The 25344-nt window shown below is 71.9% G+C and carries 20 protein-coding genes and 1 pseudogene; 11 read left to right on the plus strand and 10 right to left on the minus strand.

The genetic code is table 11. The features are described from left to right. Nucleotides 1-90 precede the first annotated feature (90 nt). The 7 genes from asnB (at nt 91) to OG871_RS06025 (ending at nt 10230) form a co-directional block, all read left to right on the plus strand. Nucleotides 91-1944 carry an asparagine synthase (glutamine-hydrolyzing) gene (asnB, locus tag OG871_RS05995; protein ID WP_371494729.1) on the plus strand — a complete coding sequence of 618 codons (1854 nt, stop codon included), beginning with the start codon at nt 91-93 and terminating at the stop codon, nt 1942-1944. Between the two features lie 180 nt (nt 1945-2124). Then, nucleotides 2125-3237 (plus strand): hypothetical protein, encoded by a 1113-nt coding sequence (locus tag OG871_RS06000; RefSeq protein WP_371494731.1) that lies wholly within the window; start codon nt 2125-2127, stop codon nt 3235-3237. Nucleotides 3238-3504: 267 nt separating this feature from the next. Further along, complete coding sequence (locus tag OG871_RS06005; RefSeq protein WP_371494733.1) at nt 3505-4941, plus strand: aspartate aminotransferase family protein; 1437 nt, start codon at nt 3505-3507, stop codon at nt 4939-4941. Nucleotides 4942-5035: 94 nt separating this feature from the next. After that, nucleotides 5036-6421 carry a GNAT family N-acetyltransferase gene (locus tag OG871_RS06010; RefSeq protein ID WP_371494735.1) on the plus strand — a complete coding sequence of 462 codons (1386 nt, stop codon included), beginning with the start codon at nt 5036-5038 and terminating at the stop codon, nt 6419-6421. A 326-nt stretch (nt 6422-6747) separates the two neighbouring features. Then, nucleotides 6748-8010, plus strand: coding sequence for a MurT ligase domain-containing protein (locus OG871_RS06015; RefSeq protein ID WP_371494737.1), 1263 nt, complete (start codon nt 6748-6750; stop codon nt 8008-8010). An 80-nt stretch (nt 8011-8090) separates the two neighbouring features. Then, on the plus strand, nt 8091-8819 hold the full coding sequence (locus OG871_RS06020; RefSeq protein WP_371494738.1) for a type 1 glutamine amidotransferase: 729 nt from the start codon (nt 8091-8093) through the stop codon (nt 8817-8819). 385 nt (nt 8820-9204) lie between these two features. After that, the gene (locus OG871_RS06025) at nt 9205-10230 is read left to right on the plus strand and encodes a 6-phosphofructokinase (RefSeq protein ID WP_371494740.1); all 1026 of its coding nucleotides are present in this window, start codon (nt 9205-9207) and stop codon (nt 10228-10230) included. Between the two features lie 191 nt (nt 10231-10421). On the opposite strand, the gene OG871_RS06030 is transcribed toward OG871_RS06025, so the two are convergent. Next, nucleotides 10422-11978, minus strand: coding sequence for a M28 family metallopeptidase (locus OG871_RS06030; RefSeq protein ID WP_371494742.1), 1557 nt, complete (start codon nt 11976-11978; stop codon nt 10422-10424). A 190-nt stretch (nt 11979-12168) separates the two neighbouring features. Next, entirely contained in the window at nt 12169-13113 is a 945-nt protein-coding gene (locus tag OG871_RS06035) for a hypothetical protein (RefSeq protein WP_371494744.1), read from the minus strand. A 171-nt stretch (nt 13114-13284) separates the two neighbouring features. Between OG871_RS06035 and OG871_RS06040 the strand changes: the two genes are divergently transcribed. Further along, entirely contained in the window at nt 13285-14286 is a 1002-nt protein-coding gene (locus OG871_RS06040; RefSeq protein WP_371494746.1) for a 2-hydroxyacid dehydrogenase, read from the plus strand. A gap of 143 nt (nt 14287-14429) precedes the next feature. Here OG871_RS06040 and helR read toward each other — a convergent pair whose 3' ends face one another. Further along, nucleotides 14430-16592: an RNA polymerase recycling motor ATPase HelR gene (gene helR / locus OG871_RS06045; protein ID WP_371494747.1), complete on the minus strand. Its 2163-nt coding sequence runs from the start codon at nt 16590-16592 to the stop codon at nt 14430-14432. A 597-nt stretch (nt 16593-17189) separates the two neighbouring features. Here helR and OG871_RS06050 point away from each other — a divergent pair. Continuing rightward, on the plus strand, nt 17190-17534 hold the full coding sequence (locus tag OG871_RS06050; protein WP_371494749.1) for a LysM peptidoglycan-binding domain-containing protein: 345 nt from the start codon (nt 17190-17192) through the stop codon (nt 17532-17534). A gap of 72 nt (nt 17535-17606) precedes the next feature. On the opposite strand, the gene OG871_RS06055 is transcribed toward OG871_RS06050, so the two are convergent. The 3 genes from OG871_RS06055 to mgrA all read right to left on the minus strand — a co-directional run bounded on the left by OG871_RS06055 (nt 17607) and on the right by mgrA (nt 20296). Next, nucleotides 17607-17885 (minus strand): peptidoglycan-binding protein, encoded by a 279-nt coding sequence (locus OG871_RS06055; protein ID WP_371494750.1) that lies wholly within the window; start codon nt 17883-17885, stop codon nt 17607-17609. 327 nt (nt 17886-18212) lie between these two features. After that, nucleotides 18213-19049: an undecaprenyl-diphosphate phosphatase gene (locus tag OG871_RS06060; RefSeq protein WP_371494751.1), complete on the minus strand. Its 837-nt coding sequence runs from the start codon at nt 19047-19049 to the stop codon at nt 18213-18215. 206 nt (nt 19050-19255) lie between these two features. Beyond that, complete coding sequence (mgrA, locus tag OG871_RS06065) at nt 19256-20296, minus strand: L-glyceraldehyde 3-phosphate reductase (RefSeq protein WP_371494753.1); 1041 nt, start codon at nt 20294-20296, stop codon at nt 19256-19258. A 320-nt stretch (nt 20297-20616) separates the two neighbouring features. Here mgrA and OG871_RS06070 point away from each other — a divergent pair, with 320 nt between their 5' ends. Both OG871_RS06070 and OG871_RS06075 read left to right on the plus strand, forming a co-directional pair. Beyond that, nucleotides 20617-21579 carry a cytochrome c oxidase assembly protein gene (locus OG871_RS06070; RefSeq protein WP_371503224.1) on the plus strand — a complete coding sequence of 321 codons (963 nt, stop codon included), beginning with the start codon at nt 20617-20619 and terminating at the stop codon, nt 21577-21579. Nucleotides 21580-21755: 176 nt separating this feature from the next. Further along, the gene (locus OG871_RS06075) at nt 21756-22421 is read left to right on the plus strand and encodes a hypothetical protein (RefSeq protein WP_371494756.1); all 666 of its coding nucleotides are present in this window, start codon (nt 21756-21758) and stop codon (nt 22419-22421) included. A gap of 39 nt (nt 22422-22460) precedes the next feature. On the opposite strand, the pseudogene OG871_RS06080 reads toward OG871_RS06075, so the two are convergent. From OG871_RS06080 to OG871_RS06095, 4 genes and pseudogenes are all read right to left on the minus strand, one after another. Then, nucleotides 22461-22622 (minus strand): annotated as a pseudogene (locus OG871_RS06080) (ATP-binding protein); the annotation flags it as partial. A 125-nt stretch (nt 22623-22747) separates the two neighbouring features. Next, the gene (locus OG871_RS06085; protein ID WP_371494758.1) at nt 22748-23974 is read right to left on the minus strand and encodes an RNA polymerase sigma factor; all 1227 of its coding nucleotides are present in this window, start codon (nt 23972-23974) and stop codon (nt 22748-22750) included. Then, nucleotides 23971-24300, minus strand: a complete 330-nt coding sequence (locus OG871_RS06090; protein ID WP_371494760.1) for a YciI family protein — start codon at nt 24298-24300, stop codon at nt 23971-23973. Before OG871_RS06090 ends, OG871_RS06085 begins: the two co-directional genes overlap by 4 nt. A gap of 343 nt (nt 24301-24643) precedes the next feature. Beyond that, on the minus strand, nt 24644-25306 hold the full coding sequence (locus OG871_RS06095; protein WP_371494762.1) for a hypothetical protein: 663 nt from the start codon (nt 25304-25306) through the stop codon (nt 24644-24646). Between the last annotated feature and the right edge of the window lie 38 nt (nt 25307-25344).

Raw genomic sequence — 25344 nt, forward strand, 5'->3', positions numbered from 1 at the left:
ATTCGGCTGTCGCGCACCCATTGATCTCCCCGACAGCAGGGCGTAGCGTCACTTTCCGTATTCGTCACACTACCGTGGGGGTAAGTGCCGATGTGCGGGATCACCGGCTGGGTGAGCTTCGACCGTGACCTGACGACCACCGGGCACGCGGTGCTCGACGCGATGACCGCGACCATGGCCTGCCGCGGCCCCGACGCGGGCGGCGTCCACCGGGAGCGGCACGCCGCGCTCGGCCACCGCAGGCTGGCAGTGATCGACATCGAGGGCGGGGCGCAGCCGATGGCCGCCGAGCAGGACGGCCGCACCCTCGCCGTCCTCAGCTACAGCGGCGAGGTCTACAACCACCGTGAACTGCGCGCCGAGCTGGAGCTGGCGGGCCACCGCTTCCGCACCCGCAGCGACACCGAGGTGGTGCTGCGGGCCTACCTGCAGTGGGGCGAGCACCTCGCCGAGCGGCTCAACGGCATGTTCGCCTTCGCCCTGTGGGACCCGCGCGCCGAGGAGTTGCTGCTGGTCCGGGACCGGATGGGCGTCAAACCGCTCTTCTACCACCGCACCCCCGACGGCGTGCTGTTCGGCTCCGAGCCGAAGGCGCTCTTCGCCCACCCCCTGGTGCGGCCCGAGGTCGACCTGGACGGGCTGCGCGAGCTGCTCTCCTTCGCCAAGACCCCCGGGCACGCGGTCTACCGGGGCATCCACGAGGTGGTGCCCGGGCAGGTGGTGCACGTCCGCCGCGAGGGTCTGACGGCCCGCCGGTACTGGGCGCTGGAGGCCCGGGAGCACACCGACGACCTGCCGCAGACCGTGGCCACCGTCCGGGAACTGCTCACCGACACCGTCCGACGCCAGCTGATATCCGACGTCCCGCTGTGCTCGCTGCTGTCCGGCGGCCTGGACTCCAGTGCCGTGACCGCGCTGGCCGCCCTCGCCCTGCGGGAGTCCGGGCAGGGTCCCGTCCGCTCCTTCGCGGTCGACTACACCGGCCAGAGCGAACACTTCCGGGCCGACGCGCTGCGCGACACCCCCGACGGCCCGTACGCCCGGCTGGTCGCCGAGCACGTCGGCGCGGACCACCGGGTGGTCGAGCTGGACAGTGCCGCGCTGGCGGCGGGCCCGACCCGGGCCGGCGTGCTGCGCGCCTGGGACTACCCGATGGGCTTCGGCGCGCTGGACACCTCGATGCTGCTGCTCTTCCGCGCCGTCCGGGAGCAGTCCACGGTCGCGCTGTCGGGCGAGTCCGCGGACGAGCTGTTCGGCGGCTACCGGTGGTTCCACCAGCCCGAGGTGGTGGCCGCGGACGACTTTCCCTGGCTGGCCGCGATGACCCAGCTGGCCGGGCCCGGCAGTCTCGGCCCGACGGCCCTGCTCTCCCCCGACCTGCTCACCGCCCTCGACCTGGACGGCTACCGGGCCGACCGCTACCGGCAGGCACTCGCGGAGGTGCCGCACCCGGACGGCGCAGACCCGGTGGAGCGGCGGATGCGGGAGCTCTCGTACCTGCACCTGAGCCGTTTCGTGCGGATCCTGCTGGACCGCAAGGACCGGCTCTCGATGGCGAGCGGCCTGGAGGTGCGGGTGCCGTTCTGCGACCACCGGCTGGTGGAGTACGTGTTCAGCGCCCCCTGGCGGATGAAGTCCTTCGACGGCCGGGAGAAGAGCCTGCTGCGCGCCGCCGTCCGCGACCTGCTGCCCGCCGCGGTGGCCGACCGGGTGAAGAGCCCCTACCCGACCACCCAGGACCCGGGGTATCCGCTGGCCCTGCGCGCCGGCCTGACCGAGCTGGCCGCGGACCCCGGTGCGCCCGGGTTCGAGCTGCTGGACCCCAAGGCGGTGGTCGCCGCACTGCGGGCCGACACCGACCCGCAGGCCGTCCGGCAGGGGACGGAACTGGCGCTGGAGTTGGACGCCTGGCTGACGAAGTACCATGTGGCGCTGATGTTGTGAGACGGTGTGGGTCCGGCACCCGGGGGACGGGAATCGTGACGGTCCGACCGGCCGCGAGGCTGTTGGGCCGTTGGGCCGAACCCGTCCCGAATGGCTGCCTCCGATCCATGCTTTCCGGCCCGGGGCGGCCAGGATGGTGAACACCCGCCGTCCACGTCCGACCACCGGGGGATCTCTGCCATGCACCCGCGACTATTCGCGATCATCACCGCCGTCCTGCTCGGCGCCCTGGGCCTGGGCGCGGTCGCCCTCACCGACTGGACGCCCGGCACGCAGCCCGCGGCCTCGGTCGGCGCCACCGCACAGCCGGGCGGCGCCCCGGCCGAGGGCACCGCCGCCGCACCGGCGACGCCGACCGGGGACCCCGCGGTGTGGACCCGCAGCACGCTGCGGAACAAGCTGATGGCGGAGATGCAGGCGACCGACCCGGGGGTAGCGCTGGCGGACCTGGACAAGATCAGCAAGGACAAGCCCTACACCGTCCGGTTCTGCCACCCGATCGCGCACGAGCTCGGCCACGCGGCGGTGCTGCGCTACCAGCAGGACTTCCAGAAGGTCATCTCGTTTCCGCACGAGACCTGCGCGGCGGGCTATCTGCACGGGGCCGTCGAGGAGATGCTGGCCAACTCCAAGACGCCCGAGCAGGACATCCTCACCCTGTGCGCGCCCAAGAACACCGGGCCGTGCATCCACGGCATCGGCCACGGCATCATGTTCGTCACCAAGCAGGACATCCCGGCGGCCCGGGCGCTGTGCAACAAGTTCCCCACCGACAGCCGCCGGATCACCTGCTCCGAGGGCCTGTTCATGCAGCTCTTCGCCCCGGACGAGGAGGACGAGAAGGCCAAGGCCAACCTCCCCGCGGACAAGATCGCCAAGGACCCGCTCTACCCCTGCCCCGAGCAGCCGGCGCTGTTCCAGTCCGCCTGCTTCTTCTACGCGCCGACCTTCTACCTCAGCTCGCACGACTACGCCAACCACCCCGAGGCGTTCGCGGAGGCCCTCAAGTGGTGCCTCAACGGCAAGGCGAGCGGCGGCGCCAACGACTGCAGCCGCGGCGTCGGCTCCCGGACGATGAAGTACAACCTGGACCGCGAGGACTGGGCCGCCAACCAGTGCGCCACGGCCGCGGACGCCTGGCAGCGCCAGGCCTGCGCGCAGGGCCTGGTCAGCTACTACACCGTCAACTACACCGACGGCGGGGCGGCCGGGCGGCTCTGCGCGAAGATCACCAACAAGGAGATCGCCGGGTACTGCCGCACCGCGGGCGGGCTGTCCAGCACCCTCGACTGAGCCGCTTCTCGGAGGCTCGGCTCGCCTCCGGGCGCTCCGGATCCGGCGCCGACGGCCGGCGGGCACCGCGGCCCCTCCTCCGTCGGGGCCTTGGCCCTCTCCCTTTCGGCGCCGGCGCGCCCTTCGGCTCGTTCGCCGCGCGAGTGTCGGGCCCCTAGAGGCGGGGCGAACCGGCGCGCGGGGGCCGTCCGGCCGGGGCGTACGATCGTGCCGAGCCGGCTGCGCCGAGGAAGTCGCGCCACCATTGCACCCTGATGGAGCACCACCATGAGCGAGGACTTCCGCAGCGCGGCCCGAGCGGCCGCCGAGCTGGTCTCCGACTACCTCGACGGGCTGCCGGGCCGCCCGGTCTGGCAGCCGATGGACCCGGCCGAGCGGAAGGACCTGCTGGAGCTGGAGCTGCCCGAACACGGCACCGCCCTGGACGAGCTGCTCGCGGTGATCGGCGACCGGGTGATGCCCGCTCCCATGGGCAACGGCAGCCCCCGATTCTTCGGCTGGGTCAACTCCGCCCCGCAGCCCGCCGGGGTGCTGGCCACCCTGGCGGCGTCCGCGATGAACCCCAGCTCGGCCGGCGGCGACCACGCCGACGTCCACCTGGAGCGGGCCGTGGTCCGCTGGATCGCCGAACTGGTCGGCTTCCCGCACCCGGCCGGTGGCGGCATCCTCACCTCCGGCACCTCGATGGCCACCGTCCTCTGTCTGGCCGCCGCCCGGAACCGCGCCGCCCGCCGGGCCGGCCACGACCTGCGCCTGGACGGCCTCAGCGGCCTGCCCCCGATGGTCGGCTACGTCACCGGCGAGACCCACTCCTGTGTCCGCAAGGCCGCCGAACTGCTCGGGCTCGGCAGCCGCCACCTGCGCACCCTCGCCACCGACGCCGAGGGCCGGCTGGACACCGCCGCCCTGCGCACCGCCGTCGCCGAGGACCGGGCGGCCGGGCGGCTGCCGTTCCTCGTGGTCGCCTCGGCCGGCACGGTCGGCACCGGCGCCGTCGACGCCTTCCACCCGATCGCCGACCTGTGCGCCGAGGAGGGCCTGTGGATGCACGTCGACGGCGCGTACGGCGCGTTCGGCGTGCTGGACGACACCATCGCGCACCGCTACGCCGGCATGGACCGGGCCGACTCGCTCGCCCTCGACCCGCACAAGTGGCTCGGCGTGCCGGTGGACTGCGGCTGCGCGCTGGTCCGGGACACCGAGGCGCTGCGCTCCACCTTCAGCCTGGTCCCCTCCTACCTGCGCGACGAGGAGGCCGGCGAGCTCGGCTGGTTCTCCGAGTACGGCATGGAGCAGACCCGCCCGTTCCGCTCGCTCAAGGTCTGGGCCACCATCGCGCACCGCGGCCGGGCGGGCATCTCCGCCGACATCGCCCGCTGCACCGCGCTGGCCCGGCGGCTCGGCGAGCTGGTGACGGCGGACCCGGAGCTGGAGCTGCTGGCACCCGTGGAGACCTCGATCGTCGCCTTCCGGTACCGCCCGGCCGGCCTCACCGAGGCCGAGCTGGACGCCCTCAACGGCCGGCTGCCGGTCGCGGTCCAGCAGCGCGGCCGGGTCTTCGTCACCGGGGCCCTGCTGCAGGGCCGCGAGATGCTGCGGGCCTGCCTGCTGAACGCCGCCACCACCGGGGACGACCTGCGTCTGCTGCTGGCCGAAGTCCGCGCCGCCGGAGCCGAGCTGACGGGGCACCGGGCGACCGGCTGACCGTCCACCGGGCCGCCGACCGCATCCGAGGACATTAACCGCAAGGTCACGGGGGATTCGTGATCGTGAAACACCGGCGCGACACCATACTCACATGGACCATTCGACGCCCACCCTGCCCTCCACCCCCTCCCGCGCCCAGCGCCGCGGCACCCGGCACCACCGCTGGCGCAGAGACACCGTCGAGCTGGCCGCGGTCTTCCTGGCCGTCGCCTCCGCGGACCTGGTCGCCAACGTCGTGGTGCACGGCCACGACGGGCCGGTGCTGCTGGCCGCCTCGGCCGCCGCACTGCTCGCCACGGCGCTGTTCCACAGCTGGTGGGCACACCGGCACCCGCACGGGCTGCCCTCGCCCGACACCCCCGCACCACCCGGGGACGCCGCGGTGACCGGGCCGCTGGACGAGTTCGAGGCCGCCGCGCTGTGGCGGATCCGCACCACCGTCGAGGACTCCCCCGGCAGCCTGGGCCGGATCTGCACGGCGCTGGCCGGGCAGGGCGTGAACATCGTCTCGATGCAGGCGCACCCGCTGCCCACCGGGGCGGTGGACGAGTTCTTCGTCCGCGCCCCACGGTCCCTCGGCCGGGCCGAGCTGACCGCCGTCGTGGCCGCCGCCGGCGGACACGACATCTGGACCGACCGGGCCGACGCGCACGACCTGGTCGACGCGCCCACCCATGTGCTGGCCCTGGCCACCAGGACGGCCCTGGACGCCGCCGAACTGCCGGTCGCGCTGCGGCAGCTGTTCGGCCGGTGCGCGATCCGGCAGTACCCGGCCGCCGGCGCCGCAACCCCCGCCGGGGTGGACGGGCACGTGATGCGGCTGCCGGTGCCGTCCGGTGACCTGATCGAGCTCAGCCGGCCGCACCTGCCGTTCACCCCGACCGAGTTCGCCCGGGCCCAGGCCCTGGTCGAGCTGGACAGCCTGCTGGGCCCGCGGGTGCCCAAGGTGGAGGCACGGCTCACCCTGCCCGCGGGGGCAGACCTGACGGTCCGCCGGGCCGAGCCCGCCGACAAGGCCGCCGCGCTGGAGATGCACCGGCGCTGCTCCCCCGACACCCTGCGCAAGCGTTACCACGGCCCGGTCCGGGACGCCGACCGCTACCTGGACCACCTGCTCGACCCCCGGCACGGCCAGACCCTCGCGGTCGAGACGGCGGACGGCCGGATCGTCGCGCTGGCCCACCTGCTCTGGGACGACGACGGGGCCGAGGTGGCCCTGCTGGTCGAGGACGCCTGGCAGCGGCGCGGCCTCGGCGTCGACCTGCTGCGGCGGATGGCCGCCCTCGCCCTGGAGGCCGGGGTGCCGACGGTCTACGCCGTCACCCACGCCTCCAACGGCGGCCTGATCGCCACCATGCGGCGGCTGTCCGCGCCGCTGGACTACCAGGTCGAGGACGGCACACTGGTGATCACCGCGCACCTCGCGGAGGCCACCGAGCAGCTGCCCACCCCCTGGCCCAGCCGCCCCGGCCGCTGACGTCCACCGGCCCCGGCCGGCCCTCGGCGGTCCCCCCTCGGCGAGGGCGGACCGCCGAGGGGCGCCGGGGCCCACCCGTACCGGCACCCGTACCCGTACCCGTACCCGCGGACGGCTCGGAAGGGCCGCGGAAGCGCCCGCCCGGACCGCTCGCCCGACCGCTTCCGGCAGGTCCGCACGGCCCGTCCCCGAACCCCCGTCAGGGCGCCCGAGCGGGTCCGGGGATCAACGGTCGGGCAAGGAGTGGGTAGGCTGGCCCCCGTCCCCGCCGCCCGACGGTCACTGCTCGACCTGGGCGGTGCCGCAGCAAGGAGGAACCACTGAGCATGCCAGGCACCGATTCGGAAGCCACGGGCGCGCGCGACGCCTCGCTGCCCGCCCGCGCCAAGATCGCCGTGACGGCCGGCCGGATGGCCGCTGCCCTCTCCCAGAAGGCGGGCCGCGGCAGTGGCTCGGTGATCGGCGGCAAGGTAGCTCTCAAGCTCGACCCCGACCTGCTCGCGACCCTCGCCGACCACCTCGACGTGGTCCTGGTCAGCGCGACCAACGGCAAGACCACCACGACCCGGCTGATCGCCGAGGCGCTGCGCGCCGCCGGCCCGGTCGTCTCCAACGCTCTGGGCGCCAACATGCCGGCCGGCATCACCGCCGCCCTGGCCGGCGGCTCGGACGCGCGGTTCGGTGTCATCGAGGTCGACGAGAAGTACCTGCCGATGGTCGCCCGGGACACCCGCCCCAAGGCCATAGCGCTGCTCAACCTCTCCCGCGACCAGCTCGACCGCGCCGCCGAGACGCGGATGATGGCCGAGAAGTGGCGCGAGGGGCTCAAGGACACCGACGCGGTGATCATCGCGAACGCGGACGACCCGCTGGTGACCTGGGCCGCCTCCTCCTGCAAGAAGGTGGTCTGGGTGGCCGCCGGACAGGCCTGGAAGGAGGACGCCTGGTCCTGCCCGTCCTGCGGCGGTGTGATGCAGCGCCCGGGCGACGACTGGTTCTGCCAGGACTGCGGCTTCCGCCGTCCCAACCCGCACTGGGCGCTCCAGGGCACCCACGTGATCGACCCGCACCGCGGTGCCTGGCCGATCCAGCTCCAGCTGCCCGGCCGCGCCAACCTGGCCAACGCCACCAGCTCGGCCGCGGTGGCCGCCGTCTTCGGCGTCGCCCCGCAGGTCGCCCTGCAGCGGATGCAGTCCGTGGCCGCCGTGGCCGGCCGCTACGACGTGGTCTCCTACCTGGGCCGCGAGGTCCGGCTGCTGCTCGCCAAGAACCCGGCCGGCTGGCTGGAGACGTTCTCGCTGATCGACGGCCCGCCGGCCCCGGTGGTGCTCTCCGTGAACGCGATGGACGCCGACGGCACCGACACCTCGTGGCTGTGGGACGTCGACTACGAGCGGCTGTCCGGCCACCCGATCTTCGTGATGGGCCAGCGCAAGCTGGACCTGGCCGTCCGGCTGGAGGTCGCGGGTCTGCACTTCCAGGTCGTGGACAGCCTGGAGGAGGCCGTCCGGGTCGCCCCGGCCGGTCGCATCGAGGCGATCGCCAACTACACCGCGTTCCAGCAGCTGCGCAAGGCGGTGGTGAGCTGATGTCGATGCCGCCCCACCAGAGCCCCGGTTTCGGTTCGGACCCGCAGTACGGGTCGCAGCAGCAGGGAAGGCCTACCAGGATGAGCGAGAGCAGCCTGCGGGTGGTCTGGGTCTATCCCGACCTCCTGAGCACCTACGGCGACCGCGGCAACGCGCTGGTCGTCGAGCGCCGGGCCCGCCAGCGCGGGCTCGGGGTGACCCGGATCGACGTCCGCTCCGACCAGGCGGTGCCCACCAGCGGGGACATCTACCTGATCGGCGGCGGTGAGGACCGCCCGCAGCGGCTGGCCGCCGAGCGGCTGCGCAACGACGGCGGCCTGCAGCGCGCCGCCGAGAACGGCGCGATCATCTTCTCGGTCTGCGCCGGTTACCAGATCCTCGGCCGCGAGTTCATCAACGACCTCGGCGAGCGCGAGCCGGGCCTGGACCTGCTCGACGTCTGGACCACCCGCGGCGAGGGCGCCCGCTGCGTCGGCGACGTGCTGGCGAGCGTCGACCCGCAGCTCGGCCTGCCGCAGCTGACCGGCTTCGAGAACCACCAGGGCATCACCCACCTCGGCCAGGGAGTCAAGCCGTTCGCGTCGGTCCAGGTCGGCCGGGGCAACGGCACCGGCGACGGCACCGAGGGTGCCTGGCGGGACACCGTCTTCGGCACCTACCTGCACGGCCCGGTGCTGGCCCGCAACCCCGCCGTCGCGGACATGCTGATCAAGCTGGCGCTGGACGTGAACGCCCTCCCGCCGGCCGACACCACCTGGTACGACGCGCTGCGGGCCGAGCGGATCGCCGCCACCAGCCGCCCCGCGTAGCAGGCCGCACCCGGCCCGAGGTCCCGGCAGACACCCGGGACCTCGGCCCGCCGCGGGGCCCAGACCCCCGCCGCGCCACCGCGGGAAAGACCAGCATCCGGTCGACCCGTGCTCGAGTGGCCGTCGGCATAACAGAATAGGAAGCGCTGGACGCACACCCTCCTCGGCGTCCAGCCGCAGTTACGCGCGGAGGCGTCGACGATGCCGCTCCCGCGCCGGTGCCTGCCCGGCCGGACGCAGGAACCGTATGCTGTGCATCATGGTCGTTTTCGGGCTTGATGTCCGAAATCGACCGACCGCGGTGGCGACACCGAGGTGGTCGTCCGGCCGTCCGGTACTTCCTCCAGCCTGGCGGCTGGGGGTGCCCCCAGGGGAGTTGCAAAGAATGCGTATTGGTGTCCTGACCAGCGGCGGTGACTGCCCCGGCCTGAACGCCGTGATCCGTTCCGTGGTCCACCGGGGGGTGGTCGACCACGGCGACGAGATCATCGGGTTCCAGGACGGCTGGCGCGGCCTCCTCGAAGGCGTCCACCGGCCCCTGACCCTCGACTCGGTGAGCGGCATCCTCGCCCAGGGCGGCACGATACTGGGCTCCTCTCGGGTCCAGCCGAGCCACCTGCGCGACGGTGTCGAGCGGGCCAAGAAGCACTGCCAGGACCTCGGCATCGACGCGGTCATCCCGATCGGCGGCGAGGGCACCCTCAAGGCCGCCAAGCTGATGAGCGACGGCGGACTGCCGGTCGTCGGCGTGCCGAAGACCATCGACAACGACATCGCCTGCACCGACGTCACCTTCGGCTTCGACACGGCCGTCTCGGTGGCCACCGACGCACTGGACCGGCTGAAGACCACCGCCGAGTCCCACCAGCGGGTCATGGTGGTCGAGGTGATGGGCCGGCACACCGGCTGGATCGCGCTCAACGCGGGCATGGCCGCCGGCGCCCACGCGATCGTGGTGCCGGAGCGCCCGTTCCACATCGACAAGCTCACCGAGGTCGTCCGCGAGCGCTTCGAGCGTGGCAAGAAGTTCGCCATCGTGGTCTGCGCCGAGGGCGCCAAGCCCGAGCCCGGCACCATGCACTGGGAAGAGGGCACCCGGGACATCTACGGCCACGAGCGGTTCACCGGCATCGCCACCCAGCTCTCCGGCGAGCTGGAGCACCGCCTCGGCAAGGAGGCCCGCCCGGTGATCCTCGGCCACACCCAGCGCGGCGGCACCCCCACCGCGTACGACCGGGTGCTGGCCACCCGCTTCGGGTGGCACGCCGTGGAGGCCGCCCACAAGGGTGCCTTCGGGCACATCACGGCGCTGCAGGGCACCGAGATCAAGCTGGTCCCGCTGGGCGAGGCCGTCGCCGAGCTGAAGACCGTGCCGACCGAGCGCTACATCGAGGCCGAGACCGTCATCTGACGCGGGCCGGCCTCCGATCCGGGCCCCCGGTCGCCCAGGCGGCCGGGGGCCCGTTCTCGGCCCTCTTTCTCGACCGAACGATCCAGGGCCGCCGGCGGCCGGGGCCACGCGGTGGTCGCCGACGCCGCCAGCGGCGCCCCGCGCCGACCTGGTGATCGACGGCGGCGCCTCCGCCTGACCGCCCGCCGGGGCTACTCGGTGACCTCCTGGTGCCCCTCGTGCAGGCCGCCGCCGCTGCCCGGCTGCCCGGTGGTGTCCTCGGGCGCGACCGGGGCCGACAGTGAGGAGAGGTCCCAGGCGTAGGTGCCGACGGAGTCCGCGATGACGTCGATGTTGACGTCGAAGACCTTGAGGTCCAGGTTCTTCAGGGTGTCGCAGGCCTGGTGGTAGCACGTGTCGTAGGCCACCCCGGCCTGGCCGCCGTACCGGGCCGCCTGGGTGTCGGACTTGATGCCCTCCGCCCCGGTGAAGGTGCCGCCCGCCGGGATCCCGGCCGCGATGAACGGGCCGTAGTCGGACCGGCCGGTGAAGTCGGTGCCGTCGTGGACCAGGCCGCGGCGGTCCAGGTAGCCGTTGATCCGGCGCTCCAGCTGGGCGGAGCCCTCCGGGCCGGGGCCGGAACCGACGTGGTCGGAGTCGTCGCCGTCGTAGACGAAGCGCACCGGGTTCGGCGAGGCGATCATGTCGAAGTTGAGGTAGAGCTTGATCTTCTTGCGCTCCTCCTCGGACAGCGACGCCACGTACTTCTCCGAGCCCACCAGGCCGAACTCCTCGGCGGACCACCAGGCGAACCGCACTTTGTTCTTCACCTGGTGCCCCGCCAGCTCCCTGGCCACCTCCAGGATGCCCGCCGAACCGGAGCCGTTGTCGTTGATGCCGGGGCCGGCCAGCACCGAGTCGAGATGGGCGCCGACGAAGACGGTGTTGCGCTCGTCGCCGCCACGGGTCTCGGCGATGACGTTCCAGGTCCGGCGGGTCTCGTGGGAGGTACGGATCTCCAGCGCCACCGCGACCGGTCCGGCCGCCGCCTTCGCGGCCAGTGCCTCGCCGCGGGCCTGGGTGATCCCACCGGTCGGGACCTTGGCCACCTCGGGGTCGCCCAGGGTGCCGTTCAGGTCGCCGGCCGCGTTGTTGTAGACGAGGGCGCCGACCGCACCCGCCGCCGCGGCCGCGGCCTGCTTGATCGCGAAGCTGCAGCCGCCCCGCTTGATCAGTGCGACCTTGCCGGTGAAGGCACCCGCCGCGTAGTCGGTGTCCTCGCAGCCGGTGGTGGCGTCCGCGGGGACGACCGCGAGCGGGGCCGTGATGCCGCCGACCGGGGTGGAGGCCGAGTAGGTCATCGCGAGCACCGGCAGGTCCTCGGCCTCGGGCGAGACCACCTTCAGGGTCTGCGCCAGGGTCTGCGTGAAGACGTAGTCGAACTCGTGCCTGGAGACCTTGAGTCCGGCCCGGCGGGCCTGGTCGGCGACGTACTCGGCCGACTGCTGGTGGCCGGGCGACCCGGCGACCCGGGTGCCGCCGTTGCGGTCCGCGATCCGCTGGAGCACCTTCAGCGTCCGGTAGGCGTCGTCGGCGCCGCTGTGGCGGACCAGGTCCCGGGCGAGCAGCTCCGCCCGTTTGGCGGCGGGGTCGTGGTGGCCGTAGTCGTCGGCGGCGGACGCCTGTCCTGCCCCGACCAGCAGCAGTGGCGCGGTCAGCGCGGCCACGGCGAGGGCGGCTGCGGCGGCGCGGCGGTTCCGTACGTTCAAGGCGTGTCCTTCCGGCGGTCCATGACGGTGCGAGAGGTGACGCGAAGGCAGGAATGCGCTGGAGGGAAACTACCGGTAAAGGCATGGCATGGACATCCCCATAGCTGGATTTCACACCATTGTCGGTACGGCACCGCCGTGGTCGGTGCGGCACGCCGTCCCGGGCCGGGTCCGGGGCGGCGGCGCCGGCTCAGCCCTGGAAGACCCGGGCGGCGGCGATCGGCCGCTCGCCCGCCGGGTGGGCGACCGTCGAGTTGACACCCCAGCGGTAACCGGCGAACAGCTTGGTCGCGGCGTCCGCGTAGACCACCAGGTGCCCGTAGCCCGCGCCGTTGTACTCCTTCCAGCCGGGCGTCTCGCCGGGCCGCTCCTCGATCCGGGTGTCGGGGAACGCCCGGTAGAGGGCCTCCGCACCCGCCGAAGCCGCCGGGTTGCCGTGCGGGTTGCTGGTGCAGTCGATGACCTCGAAGACGTACGGGACCACGTTCGCACCGACCTGGCCGTCCGCCGGCGAGGCCAGGACGCCCTTGCGCTCCCTGATCATCACGATGTGGCCGGTGTAGGGCTTGCTGGTCTCGTCCCCGTCGTAGTCGAAGGCGACGAAGTCGCCGGGCCGCAGGTTCACCGGCTTGGTGACGGCGGTGAAGTGCGGGATGGCGGCGGCGTCGGCGAAGCCCGCCCGGAACTTCTCCGCCGTCGGGAACAGCTTCCCGGGCTCGGTGCCGAACCACTCGCGGAAGTACTCCTTGGTCGCCCAACGGGCCGGGTCCTGCGCGTCCGCCGCCGAACGCGGGCCGTAGGTGCGCTCCAGCACCAGGGTCACGAAGGACGAGCACTGCGCCAGCACGCTGAACTGCTCCGGCCGGCCCGGCTCGCCCCAGACCGCGGAGGAGCTCTCGTCCGGGAACATGTCGGCCACCTTGTAGCGGTTGGCCAGGTCGCCCCAGGGCCGCAGGCGCAGGTAGTCCACCAGCGACTCCGCCTCGATCTGGTGCGGCGGCTTGACCTGGTACGGGCTCGGCGGCGGGACATCGGCCGCGGCGGCCCGGGAGGTGGACGCGGCGGCGCCAGCCAGAACGGCGCCGGCGGTGCCCGCCAGCAGTGAGCGGCGGGCCAGCCGGTGAGTGGACATCATGGAATCTCCCCCGTACGACGGTCGGACCTTCGTCCGACGATTTCATGATCCTAAGCCGCGGACCCGGGAGCGCGGGGCCCGATCCGTGAGAGCGTCGGGCCACTCCCCCGGACGCGGTTCCCCCGGCGCGGCAGAGCCGCCGCCCGCCTCGCACCTGCCTACGGTGAGGGGATGAAGATCCTCGCCTACGGCGTCCAGGCAGACGAGCGACCGCTCCTGGAGAGCGCCTTCGAAGGCCGCCACGAGCTGCGCAGCCTGGCGGTCTTCCTCAACCGCGACACGGCCCCGCTGGCCGCCGGCCACCCGGCGGTCAGCAGCAGCGTCAACTCCGTGCTGGACGCCGGCACCCTCCGCCTGCTCGCCGCCGGCGGGACCGGGCTCGTCGCACAGCGCTCCACCGGATTCAACAACATCGACCTCGAAGCCGCCGCCGAACTCGGCCTGACCGTCGCCCGCGTCTCGGAGTACAGCCCCCACTCGGTCGCCGAACACGCCTGGACACTCGCCCTGGCCGTCAACCGGCATCTCGCCCGGGCGAGCAACCGCTCGCGCGAGTTCGACTTCCGGCTGGACGGCCTGCTGGGACGCGACATCCACGGAATGACCGTCGGTGTGGTCGGCACCGGGAAGATCGGTACCTGCTTCGCCCGGATCGCCCACGGCTTCGGTACCAGCCTGCTCGGCTGGGACATCGCAGCGAGCCCGGCCTGCCTCGCCCTCGGCATGGAGTACGTCGAACTCGCCGAACTCCTCGCCCGCAGTGACCTGATCAGCCTGCACGTGCCGCTGGTGCCCGCCACCCACCATCTCGTCGACGCCGCCGCCCTCGCCCGGATGAAGGACGACGCGATCCTGGTGAACTCCAGCCGCGGCGGCCTGGTCGACACCGCCGCCCTGGTCGAGACCCTGCGCGCCGGACGGCTCTCCGGCGTCGGGCTGGACGTCTACGAGGAGGAGACCGGCGTCTTCTTCTACGACCGCTCCCTGGTGGGCATCACCGACGACGTCCTGGCCCGGCTGGTCACCTTCCCCCAGGTGCTGGTCACCTCGCACCAGGCCTACTTCACCCGTACGGCCGTCGGCCAGATCATCGCCGCCACCGCCCGCAACGTCGACGACTTCGCCGCGGGCCGGACCAACGAGAACACCCTCGTCCCGGCCGCCGGCTCCTGAACGACCGTTGGCTCCCGAACCCCGGTCCGGCACCGTCATCGGCGCCCGACCCGGCCCGGCGCGCGGACCGCGAAGCCCGGGCAGACGCCTGAGCGCGCGGTCCGCGCGGTGGTCGGGCGGTGATCACGCCGCCCTGGCCGACGTCAGGAACTCGTGAGGATGACGAGTTGCCGGGTCGCCCGGGTCATCGCGACATAGCGGTCGACCGCTCCTGCGACACCCGTACCGAACGTCTCCGGATCGATGAGGACGACCAGGTCGAACTCGAGCCCCTTCGACAGCCCCGGGGTCAGCGACCGGACCCGGGACGTCGCCCGGAACGTGCCATCACCGAGGTCACCGGCGCTGATGACGCAGGCGGTCCCCTCGGCATGCTCGGCGAGCCAGGTGTCGAGGATCGAGTCCAGATCCGAGACGGACCCGTGCACCACGGGGATGCCGCTGCTGCGGACGGAGGTCGGCACGTTGGCGTCCGGGAGCACGGCTCGGATGACCGGCTCGGCCTGCGCCATGACCTCCTCCGGCGTCCGGTAGTTGATGCTCAGGGAGGCCACGTTGATCCGGTCGAGCCCGATCCGCTCGAGCCGTTCCTGCCACGACTCCGTGAACCCGTCCCTGGTCTGGGCTCGGTCACCGACGATGGTGAAGCTCCGGGAAGGGCAGCGGAGCAGCAGCATCTGCCACTGCGCGTCGGTCAGTTCCTGAGCCTCGTCCACGACGATGTGCGCGAACGGGCCGGCGAGCCGGTCCGGGTCGGCGCCGGGCAGGGCGGTGTCGTCGATCAGGCTGTCCTGCAGGTCCCGTCCGCGCAGCATCGTCACCGCACCCTCACCGTCGTCATCGGCCTGGAGCAGGTGGTCGATGACGTCGGCCATGCGCGCGCGTTCGGCGGCGACGGCGGATTCGTGCCGACGCTTGCGCCGTGCCGCCTCCGGGTCACCGAGCCGGTGCCGTGCCGCGTCCAGGAGCGGCAGGTCGGACACCGTCCAGGCCTGGGCGTCCTTGCGCCGCAGCTTGCGAACCTCGTCCGGGCCGAGCCAGGGAGCGCACAGCCGCAGGTAGGCCGGTACCGACCAGAGGTCACCGACGAGGTCGGCCGCCTCGAGCAGCGGCCACGCACGGTTGAGGGTCGTGACCAGTTCCTCGTCCTGCCGCAGCGCCCTCCGGAACTGCTCGGGCGAGACGTCGCCGTCGTGCTTGTCCATCAGGATCGTGAGCAGCTCCTCCCAGATCTGCTCGCGCGCCTCGTTGTGCGGAGTACCCGGTTCCGGCGCTTCGAACGCCTCGGCCCAGTCGTCGGCGCTCAGCCAGATGTCGGCCCAGTCGGTCGAGACCGTCATGCCTTCCGCGGGCGGTTCCTCGTAGAACCTGACGGCCGTCTCGATCGCCCTCACCATGTTTGCGGACGACTTCAGGCGGGCCACGTCCGGGTCGGTCTCGATCGCCGCTCCGGCTCCCTCGGCGACGAGGTCCCGCACGGTGCAGGTCTGCACGCCCTCCTCCCCGAGGCTGGGGAGGACGTCGGCGACGTAGGCCAGGTACGGCTGGTGCGGACCGACGAACAGCACGCCGCCCCGACGGTGGCCGAGGCGGGGGTCGGAGTAGAGGAGGTAGGCGGAGCGGTGCAGGGCGACGACGGTCTTCCCCGTACCCGGACCGCCGTCGACGACGAGAGTGCCGCGGGATCCCGCCCGGATGATGGCGTCCTGGTCCGCCTGGATGGTGCCGAGCACGTCCCGCATCCGGGACGACCGGTTGCCGCCCAGGCTGGCGATGAAGGCGGACTGGTCGTCGAGCGCGGCGTGCCCCTCAAGCCCCTCCGCGGTGAACACCTCGTCCCAGTAGTCGCTGATCCGGCCGCGGGTCCAGCGGTACCTGCGGCGGCTGACCAGACCCATCGGGCTGGCATGGGTCGCCGCGAAGAACGGCTCGGCCGCGGGGGAACGCCAGTCGAGCAGCAGCCGCCGGCCCGCGCTGTCGGTGAGGCCGAGTCGTCCGATGTACACGGGCTCGGGGCTGTCGGTGCTGACGACGTGTCCGAGACACAGGTCCAGACCGAAGCGGCTCAAGGCGCGCAGGCGCCCGGTGAGCCGGTGGATCTCCGCGTCCCGGTCCATCGCCTCCCGGCCGACGCCGCCGGGCGCCTTGCGCAGGTCGTCGAGGCGGTCGGACAGTTCGGCGATCGCCTGTTCGAGGCTCTCCGCGATGGCCGCGAAGTGCTGATCGTCGCCGGCGATCAGCGTCGGGGCGGCCTTGGTGGAGAGGCGGTCGGGAAGGTCGAACGCACTGGTGGTCAGGAGGTTCACGTCACCGGCTCCGATCCGGGGTCGCTTCCGCGAAGTCCGGCGTCACACACACCCACACCTCGGCGCCGAGCACCCCCGGCGGCGGCGCGAATCCCACCCCCGGCCGCTCGACATCGCCGCACGATCCGTAAACCGACAACAACACACGCACTTTGCAAATCCCCGTTTCGGCAAGTTCTGGCCTAGGCCAGCGATTCTGCGGCATGACCGGGGTCTTGCCGCAAGCCCCCCGGTGCGCTATAAGTTGAGAGTGGCAAGGGACGGGATTCTCCCTTGCCTTCGTCGTTCTCGCACAGAGCTCGCGACACCCGCCCGGGTACGGCCGGCAGGGCCACCGCACCGCAGGCCACCTGCACTCCGCATCACATCGCGTCGCATCGGCCGGCCGGACGAGCTCCGGTGACATGTCGTCACTTCCGGACGGACGGCGCTTCGATCGGCCCGGTCCCGGTCAGGTCAGATCAGGTCGCGCCCTCGTCGTCAGGCCCATCCACGACACCGTGCACCGACTCGGCCGTGGAGATCACGATCTACGGATGGCGCACTGATGGCGCTCTTCCCGAGCGAGCCGGATCCGATCGGATTACGCTCTGAGATATGACGACAAACACTGCGAACATCACCTACTACACCGTCAGATCCGGTGACACGCTCACGGCCATTGCGGCTGTCTTCGGCACGACCGTCGAGCAGCTCGTCGAGTGGAACAACATCAGCAATCCCGACCTCATCAAGGTCGGCCAACGACTCATCGTCACGTGGGCGAATTCATCTCACGATTTCTTCTACACCGTCAGATCGGGTGACACGCTCACGGCCATTGCGGGTATGTTCGGCACGACCGTCGAGCAGCTCGTCGAGTGGAACAACATCCCCAACCCCGATCTCATCAAGGTCGGCCAACGACTCATCGTTGCCAAATCGGTGCCGATGGCGGCCTGACGGAACGGCGCACGGCGGTTGGCACCCAACCGCCGTGCGCCCCTGCGCGAGACTAGCCGACGACGGAAACGCTCAACAGACGAAGCCCGTCGAGTTGGCCCAGAACGTCAGGAATGACCAGGTCTGGGCGCCGATGATGCCATCGAGCGTAATCTCGGCGCATTTCTGAAACCTTCGTGTCGCGGCGTCGGTTACGGGCCCGAATTCGCCGTCCTCAGCAAGCGCATCCCCAATCAGCGAGAAGTTGAGGAAACACTGCGCCTGCTTGACCGCATCCCCTTTCGAGCCCAGCTTGAGCGTCGGTCGGGCCGTGGTGTAGTTACAGCGTTGAGTCAGCGCGTCGTCTGTCATCTTCGGATTCCTTCACAGTCGCGCCCGAATGGGCGAATTGGCCTGCGGGATACTCCCAGGGAAGCACGGGTCCACGCGCACCGCAGCCCGATGGAACGTCACCTTGCACCCGTCCGGACGAAGGCGACTGCAGTCGAGCCGGGCCGCATCGCGTCCGCCGACGGCCGACGACGGCGACGGCGACCCGGGTGCCCGTCGTCGGCGCGTAGCGGACCGCGAGTGATCCGACGCCGCCAGGCCCGTCCGCGCGGAAGGCCCGCCGGACACAGCACGAAGGCCACCCCTCGCGGTCCGTGCGGGGGCGGCCTTCGGTGGTGGCGGTGCGGGTCAGGCGCTGATGACGTTCGCACCCAGGAGGCCGAGGAGCAGGAAGCCGACCACCAGGCGGTAGATCACGAATGCGTTGAAGGAGTGCTTGGCGACGTACTTGAGCAGCCAGGCGATCGAGGCGTAGGCGACGACGAAGGAGACCAGGGTGCCGACGGCCAGGGGGGCGAGCCCGACGCCGCCGCCGGTCGCGTCCTTGAGCTCGTAGAGGCCCGCGCCGGTCAGGGCCGGAATCGAGAGGAAGAAGGACAGCCTGGTGGCGGCGACCCGGTCGAGGTCGCGGATCAGGGCGGTGGACATGGTGGCGCCGGAGCGGGAGAAGCCGGGGAAGAGCAGCGCGAGGATCTGGGAGGAGCCGACGATCATCGCGTCGGCGAGGGTGATGTCGGCCTCGCCGCGGCGGTGGCGCCCCATCTGGTCGGCCACCCACATCACGATGCTGCCGACGATCAGGGAGCCCGCGACCACCCAGAGGGAGGCGAGCGGGCCGTCGATGAGGGGCTTGGCGGCCAGGCCGACGACCACGATCGGGATGGTGGCGTAGATCACCCACCAGGCGAACTTGTAGTCGTGGTTGCCGCGTTCCGCCGGGTTGGCCAGCCCTCGGCCCCAGGCGGTGACGAAGCGGAGGATGTCCTTGAAGAAGTAGAGCAGGACGGCGGCGATCGCTCCGACCTGGATGACCGCGGTGAAGCCCACCACCGCCTTGTCGTCGACGGGGATCCCCATCAGCCCTTCGGTGATCTTCAGGTGGCCGGTCGAGGAGATCGGGAGGAACTCCGTGACCCCTTCGACGATGCCGAGGATGACGGCCTGGCCGACACCGATTGCGCTCATGCTGCTGGGTCCTCGCGATGGTCTGGACGGTCGGGAGTGCTGCACGCCACGCACGGCATCGCAGAGCCGGCCGATCGGCCACGCGAGCGTCTACAGGCCTGTAGATGCTAGGGGATGAAGATGACCGCGCGCACCGCAGGGTCGGGCACCGGGATGCGGCATGCGGCATGCGGCATGCGGCACGTCCGGTGCCCGGCGGGCCGTGGTCAGCCCTCGGTCGACCTGGCCCAGAGGTTGAGACCGGCGTCGGTGGCGTACCGGTCGATCTCGGCGAGCTCGTCGGCGCCGAGCGGGGCGCCCCGCAGGGCCGCGACGTTGGCCTCCAGCTGGGCGACCGAGGACGCGCCGATCAGGGCGGAGGTCATCCGGGGGTCTCGCAGCAGCCAGGTCAGGGCGAGCTGGGCGAGGGTCTGGCCGCGGCGGGCGGCGACCTCGTTCAGGCCGTTCAGCTTGCCGAGGGTCTCCTCGGTGAGGGCGGCCGGGTCCAGCGACTTGCCCTGGGCGGCCCGGGAGTCGGCGGGGATGCCCTTGAGGTAGCGGTCGGTGAGGATGCCCTGCGCGAGCGGCGCGAAGCCGATGCAGCCGGCGCCCTCGTCCGCGAGGACGTCGAGCAGGCCGTCGTCCTCGATCCAGCGGTTGAGCATGGAGTAGGACGGCTGGTGGATCAGCAGCGGGACACCGAGGTCGAGCAGGATCCCGGCGGCCTCCCGGGTCTTCTCCGCATTGTAGGAGGAGATGCCGGCGTACAGCGCCTTGCCCTGCCGGACGGCGGAGGCGAGGGCCCCCATGGTCTCCTCGAGCGGGGTCTTCGGATCGAAGCGGTGCGAGTAGAAGATGTCGACGTACTCCAGGCCCATCCGCCGCAGCGACTGGTCGAGGCTGGCCGTCAGGTACTTGCGCGAGCCCCACTCGCCGTACGGGCCGGGCCACATGTCGTAGCCCGCCTTGGTCGAGATGATCATCTCGTCGCGGTACGGGCGGAAGTCGGCGGCCAGGTGCCGGCCGAAGTTGGCCTCGGCGGAGCCGTACGGCGGGCCGTAGTTGTTGGCCAGGTCGAAGTGGGTGATGCCGAGGTCGAACGCGCGGCGCAGGATCGCCCGCTGCGAATCGAGGCTGCGGTCGTCGCCGAAGTTGTGCCACAGGCCGAGCGAGATCTCCGGCAGCTGAAGGCCGCTGCGGCCGGTTCGGCGGTAGCGCATCGAGCCGTCGTAGCGATCCTCGGCGGCCCGGTAGGGGGCGGTGATCATCAGGGCCTCCACATAGGATTTGTTTCGAGAAAGAACAATAAGGGTTCCGTGGTCCACCCCGGCCTCGGAGTCCACCACGCACCCGGCGACCGACTCCACCGGACTCGCCGAACGACGCCGGCCGACACCCGGCGCCGCGCCGGATAGCAGGCACGGACCAGCCGGAACCCACCCGGGCCCGGGGGCGGGTACGGGCCCCGCGTAAGCCCCGCCTAGGCTGACCCCGAAGCAAAACGGACGAAACCGGACCCGGCAGGCCCGGCCCGCCCGACGCACCACGAGGAAAGCAGGACGCGCCGATGGGCGACGGCATGGCAGGCATGCACCACCACGGAGGGGGGACGCTCGGTCCGTTCACCTTCTCCTCCAGCCTCAGCTGGTCACCCGACTGGCCGTACCTGGTCGCCGGCCTGCTCGCGCTCGGCCTGTACGTGGCCGGCGCCGTCCGGCTGTGGCGCCGGGGCGACCGCTGGCCGATCGGCCGCATGGTCGCCTGGCTCGCGGGCATCGGCACGATCGTGCTGGTGACCTGCACCGGCCTGAACGACTACGGCATGGTGCTGTTCAGCGCCCACATGATCCAGCACATGGTGCTGAGCATGCTCTCCCCCATCCTGCTGCTGCTCGGCGCCCCGATCACGCTCGCCCTGCGCGCCCTGCGCCCGGCGGGCCGGGGCAGCGGCCGCGGCCCGCGCGAACTGCTGGTCCTGCTGCTGCACAGCCGGTACATCCGGATCGTCTCGCACCCGGCGTTCACCATCCCGCTGTTCATCGCCAGCCTGTACGCGCTGTACTTCAGCCCGCTGTTCGACCACCTGATGCAGTACCGGCTCGGGCACCTCGGGATGATGGGGCACTTCCTGGCGGTCGGCCTGCTGTTCTTCTGGCCGATCATGGGCGTGGACCCCGGTCCGCACCGGCCCGGGTTCGTGATGCGGATCATCGAGCTCTTCATGGGGATGCCGTTCCACGCCTTCTTCGGCGTCGCCGTGATGATGGCCACCCATCCACTGGTCACCACCTTCAGCACCGAGACCGCCCCGCCCGGCACCGACCTGCTGAACGACCAGAAGATCGCCGGCGGCATCACCTGGGCCTTCGGCGAGATCCCCACCGCGATCGTGCTGATCGCCCTCACCCTCCAGTGGGCCAAGTCCGAGGAGCGCCAGGCCCGCCGCCGCGACCGCGCCGCCGACCGCGACGGGGACGCCGAGCTGGTGGCGTACAACGCCTACCTGGCCTCGCTCGACAAGCGCGGCCGCCAGGCGACCGAAGCCGGCTGAGCACCCCTGTCCCGTGTCCCGCGCGCGTGAGCCCCGTCCGATCGGACGGGGCTTTCGTCGTCCAGCCGCAGGGTCGCCTGCACGTACAGCACGACGAGGCCCCACCCGGATCCGGTGCCTGTCGCGCACCGCGGAAAGGAGGAGCGGCGTTCTCGCCGGTCCTCTACTCTTCCGGAATGCCTCGTCTGATCCCCGTCATCGCCCGCGTCGCCCCCGAGTACGCCCGGTGCGCCGCCTGGCCGACGGCCGCGCAGGGCGACCCCTGGCTGCCGTTGCACGGGTCGATGACCCCGGAGGAGGTCGGGGCGGCGGTGTACTCGGTCGTCTTCCACGGCGTGTCCGGTGCCATGGACCAGGCGGACCTGCCGCGGACGCCGGCGGCGGCGCTGGAACTGCTCGACGGTTTCGAGGAGTTCTACGCCCCCGGCGGTCTTCTGGTGCACGACCCGGGCCGCGGCGTGCTGGTGGAACCGGGCTGCTGCTGCGACCTCTTCGAGTGGCGTGACTGGCTGGCCGCGCTGGACGGTGGGCCGGTCGACCTGGGCCACGACCCGGGGCCGTGGATCGAGTACCCGGGCGGTGGCGCGGCCAGGGTGTGGGCCTGGGGTGCCGAGGACAGCGCCGGGAGGCCGACCCCGGTGCCCCACGTGGACCTGTCCCGGGACGCGTTGCCCGGGCTGCTGTGCGACGCCCAGCGGGATCTCGCCGGCTTTCTGCCACGGCTGCGGGCCTGGGCGCTCACGCTCGTCCCGGACCGGGCGGATCACGTGGTGGCTGCCTTCGACCGGGGCCTGGCCATCGGCGAACCGCTGCCGGCGGTGTGCGGCGGCGCCGCGAGGTGACCCGGCAGTGGCGTGCCGCGCCGTCCGCGTCCGGGGTCAGAGGTCCTGGAAGTCCCCGCGCAGGGGCGGCGGCAGCATCCGGTGCAGGCCGAAGCCGAGGTGCTCGGGGTCGCAGACGACGCTGCCGGGCAGCCGGCGCCGGAGCTCGTACGCCGTCTGGGTCTTGCCGCCACCGAAGGGGCCGTTGATCCACAGGAGCATGCGTCGACCCTACGGCCGGCGACCTCGGGCAGAGCTGTGACTCCCGGTTTCAGATGGCGGCTCCCAGTGCTGGTCGGCGGCCGGGTGTTCGCTCCGGCCGGTCGCCAGGTCACACCGGAAGGGCGCTACCCAAGCTGGTCGCGGCGGCGCGTCAGGTAGGCGATCTCGGCGGTGTTGCCCGCCAGATCGATGGCCCTGTCGTAGGCCGCGCGCGACTTCCGGCCGTAGCCCAGCCGACGCAGCAGGTCGGCGCGCGTCGCGTGATAGGCGTGATAGCCCGCCAGCCTGTCCTCGAGACGGTCGACGGCCGCCAGTGCCACCTCCGGGCCGTCGAGCTCGGCGATCGCGATGGCTCGGTTGAGCGCGACGATCGGCGAGGGGTCGAGGCGGACGAGGCGGTCGTAGAGGGCGACGATCTGCGACCAGTCGGTGTCGCGTACGTCGCGGGCGGAGGTGTGCACGGCATTGATCGCCGCGAGGATCTGGTAGCGGCCCGGAGCCGCACCGGCGGCCAGGCGCTCGCGTACCAGCCGGTGGCCCTCGGCGATCAGCGCCGCGTCCCAGGCCCCACGGTCCTGCTCGTCGAGGGCGATCAGTTCGCCGCTCGGCGAAACCCGGGCGGTCCGGCGAGCCTCGATGAGCAGCATCAGCGCCAGCAGCCCGGCCACCTCACCGTCGTCCGGCATGAGGGCTCGGATCAGGCGGGTGAGCCGGATCGCCTCGGCGGTCAGGTCGTGACGTACGGGATCGGTGTCGGGGCCGGTCGCCAGGTAGCCCTCGTTGAAGACGAGGTAGAGAACGGCCAGTACACCGGAGACGCGTGCCGGAAGATCCCGCGCGGACGGCACCCGATACGGGATGCGAGCCGCCTTGATCTTGGCCTTCGCGCGAGTGATCCGCTGCCCCATGGCGCTCTCCTGCACCAGGAAGGCACGGGCGATCTCGGTGACGGTCAGACCGCCGATCATGCGCAGCGTCAACGCCACCCGGGTCTCCATCGCCAGCGCCGGGTGACAGCAGGTGAAGATCAGCCGGAGCCGCTCGTCGTCGATGGCGCCGAGAGGCTCGGGCGGGTCGTCGTCGTGCAGCATCTGAGCCTCCCTCTGCTTGTCGCCGCGCCTGTGCTCGCGCCGGACCCGGTCGATGGCCTTGCGGTTGGCGGTGGTGGTCAGCCAGCCGCCGGGGTTGGGCGGTACGCCGTCGGCCGGCCACCGCTCGACGGCGGTCGCGAACGCCTCGGCCGCCGCCTCCTCGGCGATGTCGAGGTCACCGAAACGTCTGGTCAGGGTGGCGACCACCCGCGCCCACTCCTCGCGGTGGGCCCGGGTGATCGCCTCCCGGACGTCGATCACGCTTGCAGGAACGGCCGCACCTCGATCTTCCGGTTGCAGGCCTTCGACCCCTCGGCCGCCAGCTTGAGCGCCACGTCGAGGTCGGGAGCCTCCATGATCCAGAAGCCGATGAGGAACTCCTTCGACTCCACGAAGGGCCCGTCGGTGAACAACGCCTCCGCACCGCGGTTGTCGATCACCGTCGCCGTACCGGGCCCGCCGAGGCCGCCGGCGAAGACCCAGTGCCCCTCGGCCTGGAGCCGGTCGTTGAACACGTCGATCGCGGCCTGCTCGTCCGGGGTGGCGAGGTCGTTCGCGTCGGCGATCACGGAAACCAGATACTGCATCTCGTGTCATCTCCTGTGCTTCGGGGACGCCCCTCGCGGGCGACCGCTCACCCTTACTACGAACACCTCCGCTCCGATCCGACACCGCCGCCCGGATTTCTTTCCAGGGCCGTCCGGTACGCCGGACGGTGAGCGATCCGACTCGGCGAAGCCATCGCCGGACACCTGTACCGGCCGTGGGCACGGCCGTCGTCGTCTCGTGCGGCGCCGGCGTCCCGTGCTCGGGGTCGGCACGTCCGTTGCGTACTGGGGGCCCGCCGGGCCGGTAGACCTGGACCGTAATGCCCTTCGGGTGGGCTCGCGAGTCGACCAGGTCAAGCGCCGGGTCCAGGCCGACGGCTTCCTACGCCTTCTCGCAGCGGACGTACTCGGCACGCAGATGAAATTCGGGTGTCCACCCGTCGTACCGCCGCGCCATCTGCCGCAGCAGCGCCTCCGGCCTGTGCGGTGAGGTCGACGGGTTGTGCCGGTCGAGCGGGTAGGTCGGTCCGATGCGGCCGCCGACGGGGCGGGGGTCGGGCAGTTGTTGGTAGGTGGGCCTGACGCAGCGCCAACCCGACGCCTCGTCGGAGGTCGTGACGTTCAGGACGAACGCGGTCCGGACTCGCTCCTGGTAGTCGGCCGCCGCCGCATGATCGGCCGGCGAATCGGACGCCGGGATGCTCCAGGCGAACAGCTCGAAATGGACGACATTCGTCCCCTCCTCGGCGGCGACGGCATCCGCCCGGGCGAAGATCTCCCTGGCGTAGAAGGGGTCGTCCGCGTAGAACGGGGCGTCCCGGGAATTCACCTGGAAGAGCGGGGAGCGCCGGTATTCGGGCCGCGCTCCCGCAAAGGGGGTCACTATGTCGTTCACATCGACGTCATTGACGCCGAAGGCCCCTGATCCGCCCAGAAACGGGGGCCGTGGGTCGTCGGCGGAAGCCTGTCCCGGGGCGGCCAGGAGAACGGACATCGCGGCAAGGACGAGGGCGAGCGCAGATCTCTTCTTTCGGATCGGGATCATTGTCCCGGACCTCTCTCTCGGGTGCGGCCGGACTGGGT

Source organism: Kitasatospora sp. NBC_00374, assembly GCF_041434935.1.
Classification (GTDB): domain Bacteria; phylum Actinomycetota; class Actinomycetes; order Streptomycetales; family Streptomycetaceae; genus Kitasatospora.